11 protein-coding genes are annotated in these 13,686 nt (G+C 62.1%); 4 read left to right on the top strand and 7 right to left on the bottom strand.

What is annotated here, in order from left to right; translation table 11 throughout:
• The first annotated feature begins 121 nt into the window (after positions 1 to 121).
• Complete coding sequence (mutM, locus tag ACODSZ_RS18835; protein WP_175344378.1) at positions 122 to 943, top strand: bifunctional DNA-formamidopyrimidine glycosylase/DNA-(apurinic or apyrimidinic site) lyase; 822 nt, start codon at positions 122 to 124, stop codon at positions 941 to 943.
• Entirely contained in the window at positions 940 to 2,082 is a 1,143-nt protein-coding gene (mutY, locus tag ACODSZ_RS18830) for an A/G-specific adenine glycosylase (RefSeq protein ID WP_488928261.1), read from the top strand. The genes mutM and mutY overlap by 4 nt, the downstream gene beginning before the upstream one ends.
• A 78-nt stretch (positions 2,083 to 2,160) precedes the next feature.
• On the opposite strand, the gene rapZ is transcribed toward mutY, so the two are convergent.
• From rapZ to ilvA, 6 genes are all read right to left on the bottom strand, one after another.
• The gene (gene rapZ, locus ACODSZ_RS18825) at positions 2,161 to 3,024 is read right to left on the bottom strand and encodes an RNase adapter RapZ (protein ID WP_488928260.1); all 864 of its coding nucleotides are present in this window, start codon (positions 3,022 to 3,024) and stop codon (positions 2,161 to 2,163) included.
• A gap of 119 nt (positions 3,025 to 3,143) precedes the next feature.
• The gene (hprK, locus tag ACODSZ_RS18820) at positions 3,144 to 4,082 is read right to left on the bottom strand and encodes an HPr(Ser) kinase/phosphatase (RefSeq protein WP_008332035.1); all 939 of its coding nucleotides are present in this window, start codon (positions 4,080 to 4,082) and stop codon (positions 3,144 to 3,146) included.
• Between the two features lie 72 nt (positions 4,083 to 4,154).
• Positions 4,155 to 4,628, bottom strand: coding sequence for a PTS sugar transporter subunit IIA (locus ACODSZ_RS18815; RefSeq protein ID WP_008332033.1), 474 nt, complete (start codon positions 4,626 to 4,628; stop codon positions 4,155 to 4,157).
• A gap of 256 nt (positions 4,629 to 4,884) precedes the next feature.
• A complete protein-coding gene (locus ACODSZ_RS18810; protein ID WP_175344376.1) occupies positions 4,885 to 5,499 on the bottom strand; it encodes a hypothetical protein in 615 nt (204 codons plus the stop codon).
• 289 nt (positions 5,500 to 5,788) lie between these two features.
• Complete coding sequence (queF, locus tag ACODSZ_RS18805) at positions 5,789 to 6,664, bottom strand: NADPH-dependent 7-cyano-7-deazaguanine reductase QueF (RefSeq protein ID WP_008332029.1); 876 nt, start codon at positions 6,662 to 6,664, stop codon at positions 5,789 to 5,791.
• An 84-nt stretch (positions 6,665 to 6,748) separates the two neighbouring features.
• Positions 6,749 to 8,284 carry a threonine ammonia-lyase, biosynthetic gene (gene ilvA, locus ACODSZ_RS18800; RefSeq protein WP_008332027.1) on the bottom strand — a complete coding sequence of 512 codons (1,536 nt, stop codon included), beginning with the start codon at positions 8,282 to 8,284 and terminating at the stop codon, positions 6,749 to 6,751.
• A 345-nt stretch (positions 8,285 to 8,629) separates the two neighbouring features.
• Here ilvA and ACODSZ_RS18795 point away from each other — a divergent pair, with 345 nt between their 5' ends.
• Positions 8,630 to 9,121: a YqaA family protein gene (locus tag ACODSZ_RS18795; RefSeq protein WP_488928259.1), complete on the top strand. Its 492-nt coding sequence runs from the start codon at positions 8,630 to 8,632 to the stop codon at positions 9,119 to 9,121.
• A 69-nt stretch (positions 9,122 to 9,190) separates the two neighbouring features.
• On the opposite strand, the gene ACODSZ_RS18790 is transcribed toward ACODSZ_RS18795, so the two are convergent.
• Entirely contained in the window at positions 9,191 to 9,328 is a 138-nt protein-coding gene (locus ACODSZ_RS18790; RefSeq protein WP_175344374.1) for a hypothetical protein, read from the bottom strand.
• A 345-nt stretch (positions 9,329 to 9,673) separates the two neighbouring features.
• Here ACODSZ_RS18790 and ACODSZ_RS18785 point away from each other — a divergent pair, with 345 nt between their 5' ends.
• Positions 9,674 to 13,675 (top strand): DUF3683 domain-containing protein, encoded by a 4,002-nt coding sequence (locus ACODSZ_RS18785; RefSeq protein ID WP_175344373.1) that lies wholly within the window; start codon positions 9,674 to 9,676, stop codon positions 13,673 to 13,675.
• The last annotated feature ends 11 nt before the right edge of the window (positions 13,676 to 13,686 follow it).

Here is a 13,686-nt window from a genome sequence, read left to right as displayed (position 1 = left end):
CAAGCTTCTGCACACAGCTTGCACGCAGATTGCACAGGAGGCTTCAGGTCTTGATTTCGACAAGTGCATTATCATATGCAGCTTCCTGCTCGTCCTCGGGATCACCGCGATCCGCAAGCCCATGCCTGAATTACCAGAAGTCGAAGTCACCCGCCGCGGGGTCGCCCCCCATCTGGAGGGGCGGACCGTCAGCGGCGTCGTGCTGCGCCATACCGGCCTGCGCTGGCCCTTCCCTGCGGGACTGCATGCCCTCCTGGCCGGGCGCGTGATCCGCAGCACCGGCCGGCGCGGCAAGTATCTGCTGATCCATTTCGACCATGGCACGCTCATCGTGCATCTGGGCATGTCCGGCCATCTGCGCATCCTGCCGCCGGGCATCGCACCGCAAAAGCATGACCACTTCGATCTCGAAGTCGGCGGCCAGGTCATGCGCATGACCGATCCGCGCCGCTTCGGCGCCATCCTCTGGCACGACCTGGCCGAGGGCGACATCGAGGAGCACCTGCTGCTACGCGGCCTGGGTGTGGAGCCGCTGGAAGAGCAGTTCAGCGCCCGCGCACTGTTCAATCAGACGCGCGGACGCAGCGCCCCCATCAAGCAGGTGCTGCTGGCCGGCGACATCGTGGTCGGCGTGGGCAATATCTACGCTTCCGAAAGTCTCTTCAAGGCGCGCATCCATCCCAAGACGCCTGCCGGCAAGATCAGCCTGGTGCGCTACGAACGTCTGGCCGAGGCCATCCGCGAGACGCTGGCGGCGGCCATCGAGCAGGGCGGCAGCACGCTGCGCGACTTCATCGCGGTCAACGGGCAGTCGGGCTACTTCCAGCAGAATTATTTCGTCTACAACCGTACCGGCGAACCCTGCCGCATCTGCGCTGCGCCGATCCGCCAGATCAAGCAGGGCCAGCGCTCCACCTTTTATTGCGTGAGTTGCCAGAAATGAAGGGACTCGTCCAAGCGCGCCGCAAGCAGGCGGCTGCCGGCCAATCCGCCGCCGCAGAATATGAAGACCCCTCCTTTTCGGCGGCAGTCATCGCCTGGCAGAAGCAGCATGGCCGTCACAAGCTGCCTTGGCAGAACACGCGCGATGCCTATCGCGTGTGGCTCTCCGAGATCATGTTGCAGCAGACCCAGGTGGCTGCCGTCATTGCCTATTACCAGCGGTTCCTGGAACGCTGCCCGGATGTCTTCACACTGGCTGCCGCACCGTCCGAAGACGTGATGGCGCTCTGGAGCGGCCTGGGCTACTACACCCGCGCGCGCAACTTGCACAAGTGTGCGCAGCGCGTGGTGGCCGAATACGGTGGACGCTTTCCCGACGATCCCGACCTGCTGGCCGACCTGCCCGGCATCGGTCGCTCGACGGCGGCGGCCATCGCTGCCTTTTCCTATGGTCGGCGCGCGGCCATCCTCGATGGCAACGTCAAGCGCGTCTTTGCGCGGGTGTTCGGCATCGATGGCTATCCCGGTGCCAAGCCCATCGAAGACCAGCTCTGGCTGCGTGCCGTGGCACTGCTGCCAGATGAGCATATCGAGTCCTACACCCAGGGTCTGATGGACCTGGGCGCGACCCTGTGCGTGCGCGGCAAGCCGGCCTGCCCGCGCTGCCCGCTGGCCACACGCTGCGTGGCGCTGGCCGAGGACCGCGTGAGCGAACTGCCGGTGAGCAAACCGAAGAAGGCCGTGCCGGAAAAGGAAACGGTGATGCTGGTCATCACCCAGGGAGAAGACGTGTTGCTGGAGCAGCGCCCCGACAGCGGTATCTGGGGCGGACTGCTGTCCCTGCCGGAAATCGGCGTGGGCAATGCCGAACACTTCGACACCGCCGTGCGCACGCTGGTGGCGCCCTACGGTGAACTGGACGGCTGCCGCAAGCTGCAACCGTTCTCGCACGTCTTCACGCACTTCAAGCTGCATGTCGCACCCTTCCAGGTGGCTCTGAAGCACCGTAGCCATGGCATCGCCGAGCGCGGCCTGGTGTGGTACCCGGCGCGCAAGCTGGCCGGTGCGCCCTTGCCGGCGCCGGTCAAGAAACTCTTGCTGGGGGTCTTGCGGTCGGATGATCTCCTGGCCACTACCTGAACAGTTCACCTGACAGTCGTGCTCCCGCTACCTGACACTTCAGTGTCGAGCTGCTGACAGTTCAGCAGCTCGCTCCTGTCAGTTCAGTTGCCGATGCCTGCACACCACCTGTTCAGTGGCGCGGAAGTGACTGGCCAGTTGTTCGGCCAGATAGACCGAGCGATGCTGGCCACCGGTACAGCCGATGGCGACCGTGAGATAGCTGCGGTTGTCATTCTTGAAGGAGGGCAGCCACTTTTCGACGAAGCCGCGGATGTCGTTGAACATGTCGGCCACCTCCGGGTCGGCGGCCAGGAAGTCGATCACCGGTGCATCGCGCCCGGTCAGCGGGCGCAGCTCGGCGTCGTAGTGCGGGTTGGGCAGCATGCGCACGTCGAAGACCAGGTCGGCATCCAGCGGCAGGCCGTGCTTGAAGGCGAAGGATTCGATCAACAGCGTCAGCGGCGAGCGTTCCAGATCCACCAGTTCCTTGATCCAGCGGCGCAGCTTGTTGGAACTGAGCTGCGAGGTATCCATCACCAGGCCGATGTTTTGCAGGTCGCCCAGCATTTCCTTTTCCACCGCGATGCACTCGGTCAGAGTCAGGCGATCGGCCGGATTGCGGCCCGGCACCAGGCGATGCGACAGCGGATGGCTGCGGCGGGTCTCGGAGAAGCGGGTGATGAGGGTTTCGTCGGAGGCTGTCAGGAAGACCACCTTGACATCGTGACCATCGGCGCGCAACTGCTCGATGTCAGTGCGCAGGGTGGCCAGGGAGTCGGCACTGCGCGCATCGGTGGCCACGGCCAGCATGCTGGCGCCTTCCCGGATGCGGGTGCGCACCAGGTCGCACAGCAGCGAGGGCGGCAGGTTGTCGACACAGAAATAGCCGGCGTCTTCCAGCACGTGCAGTGCTACCGATTTGCCGGAGCCGGAAATGCCGGTGATAAGAACGATTCGCATGGCGCCCATCATAACGCATCGTCCGTGCATGCGTGGCGACAGGAAGATGACAAACGCGCCGGACAATTTTTCTCGGTTGGCGGGAAATGCCCGTCGGGCGGGCATTTCCGGGGGGCGGCTTATTCGCCGTTCATGGCGCGGCGCTGGCGTTCGATGAATTCCTTCAAGGTATCGATGCCGCGCAGTTGCAGGATGGTATTGCGCACGGCAGCTTCCAGTAGCACCGCGATGTTGCGGCCGGCCGCAACCGGAATGACCACCTTGCGGATGGGCAGGCCCAGCACTTCTTCGTATTGCGCATCCAGCGGCAGGCGTTCGTAGTTTTCTTCCAGCGTGCTGCGGCGGACCAGGTGCACGATCAACTTCAGGCGCATCTTGCGACGCACGGCGGTCTCGCCAAAGATGGCCTTGATGTCCAGGAGGCCCAGACCGCGCACTTCCAGCAGATTGGCCAGCAACGGCGGACAACGACCCTCGATCATGTTGGGGGCGATGCGGGCGAACTCCACCGCATCATCGGCCACCAGGCCATGGCTGCGTGAAATCAGTTCCAGCCCCAGTTCGCTCTTGCCCAGGCCGGATTCCCCGGTGATGAGCACGCCCACACCGAGCACATCCATGAACACGCCGTGCATGGTGATCTGCTGCGCCAGTTTCTTGGACAGATACACGCGCAGGTAGTCGATCACCTGTGCCGCGGGCAGCGGCGTGGAAAACAGCGGGATGCTCTTTTCGTCGCATACCGCCAGGATATCGGGCGGGGTCGACAGGCCCTGCGCGATGATGAAGGCAGGCGGTTCGCCGGCCACCAGCTCGGCCGTCTGGTAGGCGCGCGAGGTGTTGGACAGACGGTTGTAGTACTCGATTTCCTGATGGCCGAAGACTTGCAGGCGACCCGGGTGGATCAGGTTGAGGTGGCCGACCTGGTCCGAGGCCGAGACGGCATCGCCCGAGATCAGCCGTTCGCCGCCGGGGAAACCAGCAAACCAGCCCAGTTGCAGGGACTCTCGGTTTTCTTCGTATAACTGCTGAATCGACAACGCGGAATAGTTGGGCATGGAGATCCGGATCTGCAGACAGGGTGGGATGCGGCAAGGCCGCCGGGGGGATGCAGCGGGGCTGCGTCGACCTCAGCCGGCTTTTTCCATCGAAGTCTGCCAGGTCACGATGCGGGCATGCACCACGGCGGGATCGGACTCGATGGTCAGTTCGTTGCGGAAGGCATCATCGGAAAACATCTCGGCGATTTCCGAGAGGATTTCCAGATGTTGCTGCGTCACATTGTCAGGAATGAGCAGGAACACCAGCAGCTTGACCGGTTGGCCATCGGGCGACTCGAAGGGAATCGGCGCGGCCAGGCGCATGAACAACGCCAGCGGTGCCTTCAGGCCCTTGATGCGACCGTGCGGCACGGCCACGCCATGACCCAGTCCGGTCGAACCGAGACGCTCTCGTGCGAACAGGTTTTCGGAAACGGTGGAGCGGGCGATGCCGCTGTTGTTTTCGAAGGTCAGGCCGGCTTGTTCGAAAGCTCTTTTTTTGCTGGAGACTTCCAGATCCAGAACCACGTTTTCTGGAGACAGGATTTTTGCGAGATTAGTCATGACGCTCAAGGAATTGCTACGGACTGAAGCTTTGAGCAGGATTATAGGCTTCTTTGCCGATGGCGTAAGGCTTTGAAAGCGCTGAACAGGAGGGGATTTCGGGCAGAGAACCGTGAATTGCCGCGAGTTGTTGACTGAAGGTCGATGATTGTTGGCAACACCTGCCTCAATGGACAGGATGCCGTGATGCTTGGTGACGAAGTGCGCGCCGGGGCTGCGATGAGGCTGTCCGGCGCGCAGGTGGCGCATGCTGGATTTACATTTCGATGCGGCCGAAGATCAGCAGCACGTCGCCGTTGTTCTTGTTGGCCGACAGGCGCGGCACGTAGGCGAACATGATCTTGCCCTTGCGGGTGCCGATGGAAGCCAGCGGCAGCGGCACCGGGAAGGGCACGCTGTGGAAGTAATCCTGGCGGCTCATCAGCATGGCGGTACCGCCCAGGCCCAGTTCCAGCCCGGTCTTGGCGATCGGAAACACCCATTCATAGGCGTAGCCGGCCATGTATTGCGGATGACGGTGCGAATCCTTGAGGACGAAGCCGTACAGGGATTCATCATTGCCCTGCTCGTTGCGCAGGGTCTTGCCATAGCCCAGGCCCCAGGCGTGCTCGTTGAGCTCATTGAGCTTCTCGCGGGTATAGGTGCTGCGGCCATGATGGGCCACGCCGGACAGGTAGATGGCGCCATCGCCCTGGTCCCAGATGTTGGCGGCGTGGTCCTTGGTTTGTTGCCAGAGGCTGTCCTGGTTGCCTTCGGCGTGGGCGGCAGGCGCCACGGCCAGGGTGGCGGCACACAGGAGCGTCGCTTGACGCAGCATCGCGCCAAAAGTGAAGGAAGCGGCCTGGCGCCGGGGCTGGGGGGTGATTTTCATGATTATGATGAACGGAAATGCAAAAAACGCGGCGACCGGGAAATGACGCAGGAACGGATGAAGACGAGTCTGGGCGACCGGAAAGGCGAGTCGCTCACCAGCTCATCCGCAAAGGATGGACAGACAGGATGGCAAAAATATCCCGCAAAATGCGTCTTGCTGAAAAGCAAAATGTTACCAAATCACAAGAGCCATCGCTATCGCCGAAAGACGACGATCTGGCCTCCGGTAGGATCTGGTAACAATTTGCTGACGCTGTGCGGCGTACGGGCCGCTGCGAGCAGGGGCCTTACTGGCGCGCGTTGCGCAATTGCGAAGGCGGCTTGGCGCTGGAGAAATTGCTGCGCCAGGGGTTGATGTCCAGCCCGCCGCGCCGGGTGTAGCGGGCATAGACCGCCAGCTTCTGCGGTTTGCAGTGGCGCAGGATGTCGGTGAAGATGCGTTCCACGCATTGCTCGTGGAATTCATTGTGCTCACGGAAGCCGATGATGTACTTCAGCAGCCGCTCCTGGTCGATGGGCGCGCCCACGTACTGGATCTGCACGCTGCCCCAATCGGGCTGGCTGGTCACCGGGCAGTTGGACTTGAGCAGGTGTGACACCAGCGTCTCTTCCACCGTGGCTTCCTCTGTATTGGCGCGCAGCAGGCTGCCATCGGGATGGGCGCCCGTAGTGGTCGGTTCGATTTCCACATCGAGGCGGTCCAGCAGCAGGCCCGAGAGTTCGCCGAACTGCAACTGGCCGAACTGCGACGATTCCGTCAGCGTCACCTGCACGCTGGCACCCGCGGCGGCCGAGAGATCGGTGCGCAGCTTTTCAACCAGCTGCTGGGCACTTTCCAGACGTTCCTGATTGAATGAATTCAGATAGAGCTTGAAGGACTTCGATTCGATGATGTTGGGCGAATCGGCCGGCACCATGAAAGTGGCGATGGCAATCTGGGGTTTGCCGCGCAGGTTCAGCCAGGAGATTTCATAGGCGGTCCAGAAGTCGGCACCGAAGAAGGGCAGGGTACCGCTGATCTGCAATTCGGCGCGCTTGGGCGCGCGCGCAATCGGAAACAGCAGGCTGGGATCGTAATGGGTCGGATATGCCGAGCTCTTGCCCAGGGGCGAGCTTTCCGGCGTATGGCCGACGATGGATGCGGACGGGGTGGTATGGTCCATGTGAATACTCCTGCGGTGCTGCGGGTGACGTTCTGTGATGTTGCCGCCGCGCGCCGTTGACAGGGCGCGCGGCGTCGGCGTTGATCAGCCGAGGAAGAGCTTGTACAGCGGGTTTTTGGTTTCGTCCCAGTGGCGATAGCCCAACTGGGCCAGGAAGGCGCGGAATTCCTTCATTTCCTTCTTGGGCACTTGCAGGCCGATCAGGATGCGGCCGACATCGCCGCCCTGGTTGCGGTAGTGGAACAGGCTGATGTTCCAGCCCGGGTTCATGCTGGAGAGGAACTTCATCAGCGCGCCCGGACGCTCCGGGAATTCGAAGCGATAAAGCAACTCATCGCCCGCCAGTTCACTCTTGCCGCCCACCAGGTGACGGATGTGGACCTTGGCCAGCTCATCATGGGTCAGGTCGAGCACGCCAAAACCGGCCTTCTCGAAATTGCGCGCGATCTTGCCGGCCTCGTCCGCTGCCGAGACCTGGATACCGACGAAGACGTGCGCTGCCCTGGCATCGCTGATGCGGTAGTTGAACTCGGTGACGTTGCGCGGTCCCACGGTTTCGCAGAAGCGGCGGAAGCTGCCGCGTTCTTCCGGAATGGTGACGGCGAAGACCGCTTCACGGGCCTCGCCGTTGTCGGCCATTTCGGCCACGAAGCGCAGGCGGTCGAAGTTCATGTTGGCGCCGCAGGCGATGGTGATCAAGGATTCGCCCTTGATCGGCTTCTTGCTGGCCTTTGCGCGCTCCACGTACGCCTTGGCACCGGCCACGGCCAGTGCACCGGCGGGTTCGACGATGCTGCGGGTATCCTGGAAGATGTCCTTGATGGCGGTGCAGACGGCATCGGTGTCGACGATGATGATCTCGTCCACCAGCTCCCTGGCGATGCGGAAGGTTTCTTCACCCACCAGCTTGACGGCCGTGCCATCCGAGAACAGGCCCACGTCCGGCAGTGCCACCCGGCGACCGGCCTTGAGGCTGCGCGCCATGGCGTCGGAGTCGGTGGTTTGCACGCCGATGATCTTGATGTCCGGGCGCACCGCCTTGACGTAGGAGGCCACGCCCGCGATCAGACCGCCCCCGCCGATGGCCACGAAGATGGCGTGGATCGGTTCCGGGTGCTGGCGCAGGATTTCCATGCCCACCGTGCCCTGACCGGCGATCACGTAGGGATCGTCGAAGGGGTGCACGAAGGTCAGTTTCTGTTTCTTTTCCAGCGTCAGCGCGTGTTCGTAGGCATCCGTGAAGGAATCACCGAAGAGCACCACTTCACCGCCGCGCGCCTTGACGGCATCGATCTTCACCTGCGGGGTGGTGGTGGGCATGACGATCACCGCCCGGCAACCCAGGCGCGCTGCGGAAAGGGCCACACCCTGGGCGTGGTTGCCGGCCGAGGCGCAGATGACGCCGCGCTTCAGTTGCGGCGGACTCAGGTGGGCCATCTTGTTGTACGCGCCGCGCAGCTTGAAGCTGAACACGCTCTGCATGTCTTCACGCTTGAAGTAAATTCGATTATCAATCCTTTGCGACAGCGTATTCGCCAGTTCCAGCGGGGTTTCTTGGGCGACGTCGTAGACGCGGGCGGTCAGGATCTTTTTCAGATAATCGTTACTCATGTTGGTCATCAATGAAGTGAAGTCAGGCGAGCAGCAGCGGGTTCAGGCGCGGTCATATCGCAATCAGGTAAAGGAAATAAAGGCTGGGTAAGCCGCTTGGGATTCCCCGTGGGCCAGGCTGGCTGGTCGCCGGTCCGGGCCAGGGGAACTGGGCATTATAAGGGAGCCGGGCCAGGCAAGGCCAAGCGTGCAAGGTCAAGGGAAGATTCGAGGAGAGATATGAATGTTTCTCCCATTCTTGAAATCAAGCACTGCGGCACCAGCTAGAATGCACCCTGCGCCATTCAACCGGGCTTGACGGATGGCAAGTTTCCTCCCTGGTTGCGGCCAGTTCTCCACCTACCTGCCATCTGCATGATCGAATCCGCCGTTCTCTGGCTGCTCAACATCCTCGCCATTCCCACTGTGGGCCTGACCTCGGTATTCCTGATCAGCTTCATTTCGGCCACCTTGCTGCCACTGGGTTCGGAACCGGCGGTCTTTGCCGTCATCAAGGCCAGTCCGGAGATGTTCTGGCCGGTGATTCTGGTGGCAACCTTCGGCAACACCCTGGGCGGCATCGTCGATTACTGGATGGGGTATGGGGCCAAGCGGGCTTTCGCCAAGGAGCGCGCCTCGCGCTGGTTCCACTGGCTGGAACGCTTCGGTGCCAAGACCATGCTGCTGGCCTGGCTGCCCGGCATCGGCGACCCCATCTGCACCCTGGCCGGCTGGCTGCGCCTGCCATTCTGGCCTTCGGTGTTCTATATGGCCATCGGCAAGTTCATCCGCTATGTGCTCATGACCTGGCTGCTGCTGAACGTGCCGGACGGGTTCTGGCACAAGTTGGGGGCCTGGTTGGCGTAGATTTCCGAGAAAGATGAAGGAAAAGGCGCCGCAAGGGCGCCCCGGCCGGTTTTCAGACAGGCAGGTGAATCATCCTGCCAAAGTCGGGACCAGGCTCTCGACCAGGCGAATGGCCAGGAAGGTCGCCGTCACGCCCAGCACGGCCAGGTGGCGGGTCTTGAGCTTCATGGCCAGGCCGGTATCTTCGTTGAGAATGGCAGTGTGCATGGTGATCTCCTTGCTAAGTCGTCCGGGCCCGGGTCAGGCCTTGCATTGGGCATAGTCGGCCAGGGTGAGGGCCAGGTTTTCCAGGAATTCGGTCATCAGGGTCTGCAACATGGGGTCCTCCTTGAGGGGATGGGGTCAGGGCATGTCCCTGATGGCTGTGTGGATGAGATGAATTATAGATTTTTACAATCAAATTATAGAAATTGATTGTATTTATAAATTCAATTGGGGGAGCCTATCGCCGCCCGGGGCTTTGCAGACCTGGCCGAAACCCGGGGCCGGGCATCGCGAGTTTTGCCAATAGGCTAAAATGCACCTCCGGCAGCAGATTTACCTCATACATCGATGAACGCCCCCGCACAGATCCAGGCTTTGCTTACAGACGCGCCGCATGGCGCCGCGACCCCGCGCTTGCGCGAAATCCCTTACAACTACACTTCCTTCTCCGATCGCGAGATCGTGATCCGGTTGTTGGGCGAAGCCTCCTGGTCCCTGCTGGACGAGCTGCGCGGCAAGCGCCAGACCGGTCGCTCGGCGCGCATGCTGTATGAAGTATTGGGCGACATCTGGGTGGTCCGCCGCAATCCCTACCTGCAGGACGACCTGCTGGACAACCCCAAGCGCCGCGCCGCCCTGATTGAGGCGCTGAACCATCGCCTGGGCGAAGTCGACAAGCGCCGCCTGGCCACCGACCTGGCCGAATCCGGCGACGCCGAGGCCCAGCGCCGCAGCGCCAGCGTGGAAGCCTTGCTCAAGGCGGCCAAGAAGGCCATTGGCGATTTCGCCGAAGAATTCCGCCAGACCTACGATTTGCGCCGCCGCGCCACCAAGGTGCTGGGCCGCTATACCGCCCGCGACAACATCAAGTTCGACGGCCTCTCGCGCGTCTCGCACGTCACTGACGCTACCGACTGGCGCGTCGAGTACCCCTTCGTGGTGCTGACCCCGGACAGCGAAGACGAGATGGCCGGCCTGGTCAAGGCCTGTATCGAACTGGGCCTGACCATCATCCCGCGCGGCGGCGGCACCGGTTATACCGGCGGCGCCATTCCGCTCACGCCCCTGTCGGCTGTCATCAATACCGAAAAGCTGGAACAGCTGGGCGCGGTCGAAATGACCATGCTGCCCGGCCTGGACAAGCCCTACGCCACGATCTATTCGGGCGCGGGCGTGGTCACCAAGCGCGTCTCGGATGCGGCTGAAAAGGCCGGTTTCGTCTTCGCCGTGGACCCGACGTCTGCTGAAGCCTCCTGCATCGGCGGCAACGTCGCCATGAACGCCGGCGGCAAGAAGGCCGTGCTGTGGGGCACCGCCCTGGACAACCTGGCCAGCTGGCGCATGGTCGATCCGCAAGGCGACTGGCTGGAAGTGACCCGCCTGGACCACAACCTGGGCAAGATCCACGACGTGGAAGTGGCGCGCTTCAAGCTGGAGTGGTCGCATCCCGGCGAAAAGGGCCAGAAGACCGAAGTCTTCAAGACCGAGATCCTGGAAATCTCCGGCAAGAAATTCCGCAAGGAAGGCCTGGGCAAGGACGTCACCGACAAGTTCCTCTCGGGCCTGCCCGGCGTGCAGAAGGAAGGTTGCGATGGCCTGATCACCTCGGCGCGCTGGATCCTGCACAAGATGCCCAAGCAGACCCGCACGGTCTGCCTGGAGTTCTTCGGCCAGGCGCGCGACGCGATTCCCTCGATCGTCGAAATCAAGGATTACCTGGACGCCGAAACCAAAAAGGGCGGCGCCATCCTGGCCGGCTTGGAACACTTGGACGAGCGCTACCTGCGCGCGGTCGGCTATGCCACCAAGTCCAAGCGCGGCGTGCTGCCCAAGATGGTGCTCATCGGCGACATCGTGGGTGACGACGAAAACGCCGTCGCGGCCGCCGCCTCGGAAGTGATCCGCATGGCCAACAACCGCGTGGGCGAAGGCTTCATCGCCGTGAGCCCGGAAGCGCGCAAGAAATTCTGGCTGGACCGCTCGCGTACCGCCGCCATCGCCAAGCACACCAACGCCTTCAAGATCAACGAAGACGTGGTGATTCCGCTGAACCGCATGGGCGAATACACCGACGGCATCGAGCGCATCAACATCGAACTGTCGATCAAGAACAAGCTGCAACTGCTGGCCGAACTGGACAGCTTCTTCGTCAAGGGCAACCTGCCGCTGGGCAAGAGCGATGACGCCGAGGGTGACGACATCCCCGCCGCCGAAATGCTGGAAGACCGCGTCCACCAGGCCGAAAGCCTGCTGGAGCAGACCCATGCGCGCTGGTCCTACTTGCTGGCCAATCTCGACAAGCCACTGGGTGAAGCCAAGGGCGAACTGGCCGCACTGGGCCTGGAAAAGATGCTGCCGGTGTTCGAGCAGCGCCTGATCGACCAGCCCGAAGCCGCCGTCTTCCACGTGGTGCAGGACCGCACCGTGCGCATCTCCTGGAAGCAGGAAGTGCGTGCGCAACTGCGCCAGATCTTCTCGGGCGCGGCCTTCAAGCTGATCCTCGAAGAATGCCAGGCCATCCACAAGCGCGTGCTGCGCGGCCGCGTGTTCGTGGCGCTGCACATGCACGCGGGTGACGGCAACGTGCACACCAACATCCCGGTCAATTCCGATCATTACGAGATGCTGCAGGATGCCCACGTCGCCGTGGCGCGCATCATGAAGCTGGCCCGCTCGCTCAATGGCGTCATCTCGGGCGAGCACGGCATCGGCATCACCAAGCTGGAATTCCTGACCGAAGACGAGATCGGCGAATTCCGCGAATACAAGAAGCGTGTGGACCCCGAAGGCCGCTTCAACAAGGGCAAGCTCCTGAACCTGCCCGGCATGGAAGCCGACCTGTCCAACGCCTACACGCCTTCATTCGGTTTGATGGGCCACGAATCGCTGATCATGCAGCAGAGCGACATCGGTGCGATTGCCAGCAGCGTCAAGGACTGCCTGCGTTGCGGCAAGTGCAAGCCGGTCTGCTCGACCCACGTGCCGCGCGCCAACCTGCTGTACTCGCCGCGCAACAAGATCCTGGCGACCTCGTTGCTGGTGGAAGCCTTCCTCTACGAAGAGCAGACCCGTCGCGGCGTCTCCATCAAGCATTGGGAAGAGTTCGAAGACGTGGCCGACCACTGCACTGTCTGCCACAAGTGCGTCACGCCTTGCCCGGTCGATATCGACTTCGGCGATGTCTCGATGAACATGCGCAACCTCTTGCGCAAGATGGGCAAGAAGTCCTTCAATGCCGGTACCAACGCGGCCATGTTCTTCTTGAACGCCACCGACCCGGCCACCATCAACGCCACCCGCAAGGTGATGACGCAGTGGGGCTTCAAGGCGCAGCGCCTGGGCAATGACCTGTTGAAGAAGTTTGCCAAGAAGCAGACCCAGAAACCTGCAGCCACCGTCGGCAAGGCGCCGATCAAGGAGCAGGTGATCCACTTCATCAACAAGAAGATGCCGGGCAACCTGCCCAAGAAGACCGCGCGCGCCTTGCTGGATATCGAGGATGACAAGATCGTCCCCATCATCCGCAATCCCAAGACCACCACGGCCGATACGGAGGCGGTGTTCTACTTCCCGGGTTGCGGTTCGGAGCGTTTGTTCTCGCAGGTCGGTCTGGCCACGCAAGCGATGTTGTGGAACGTGGGCGTGCAGACGGTGCTGCCGCCGGGCTACCTGTGCTGCGGTTATCCGCAACGCGGCACCGGCGACTTCGAAAAGGGCGAGAAGATCATCACCGACAACCGCGTGCTGTTCCATCGCATGGCCAATACGCTGAACTACCTCGACATCAAGACCGTCGTGGTCTCCTGCGGCACCTGCTACGACCAGTTGCAGGGCTATGAATTCGAAAAGATCTTCCCCGGCTGCCGCATCATCGACATCCACGAATATCTGCTGGAGAAGGGCGTCAAGCTCGAAGGCGTGACCGGTACCCGCTACATGTACCACGACCCCTGCCACAGCCCGATGAAACAGCAGGATCCGCTGAAGACCGTCAACTCGCTCATCACCACGGTGGACGCGCAGAAGATCGAGAAGAACGATCGCTGCTGCGGCGAGTCGGGCACCTTCGGTGTCTCGCGTCCGGATGTCTCGACCCAGGTCCGCTTCCGCAAGGAAGAGGAAATGAAGAAGGGCAGCGACAAGGTCCGCGCCGATGGCTTCACCGGCGACGTCAAGATTTTGACCTCCTGCCCGTCCTGCTTCCAGGGCCTGTCGCGCTACAACGAGGATGCCGGCACCACTGCCGACTACATCGTGGTCGAGATGGCGCGTCATCTGCTGGGCGAGAACTGGATGCCGGAATACGTCGAGCGCGCCAACAATGGCGGCATCGAACGTATCCTGGTGTAAGCGGAGGCGCT

Source organism: Herbaspirillum sp. FG34 (assembly GCF_057809315.1).
The sequence above is the reverse complement of the archived record's forward strand: the minus strand, read 5'-3'. Positions and strand labels throughout refer to the sequence as shown.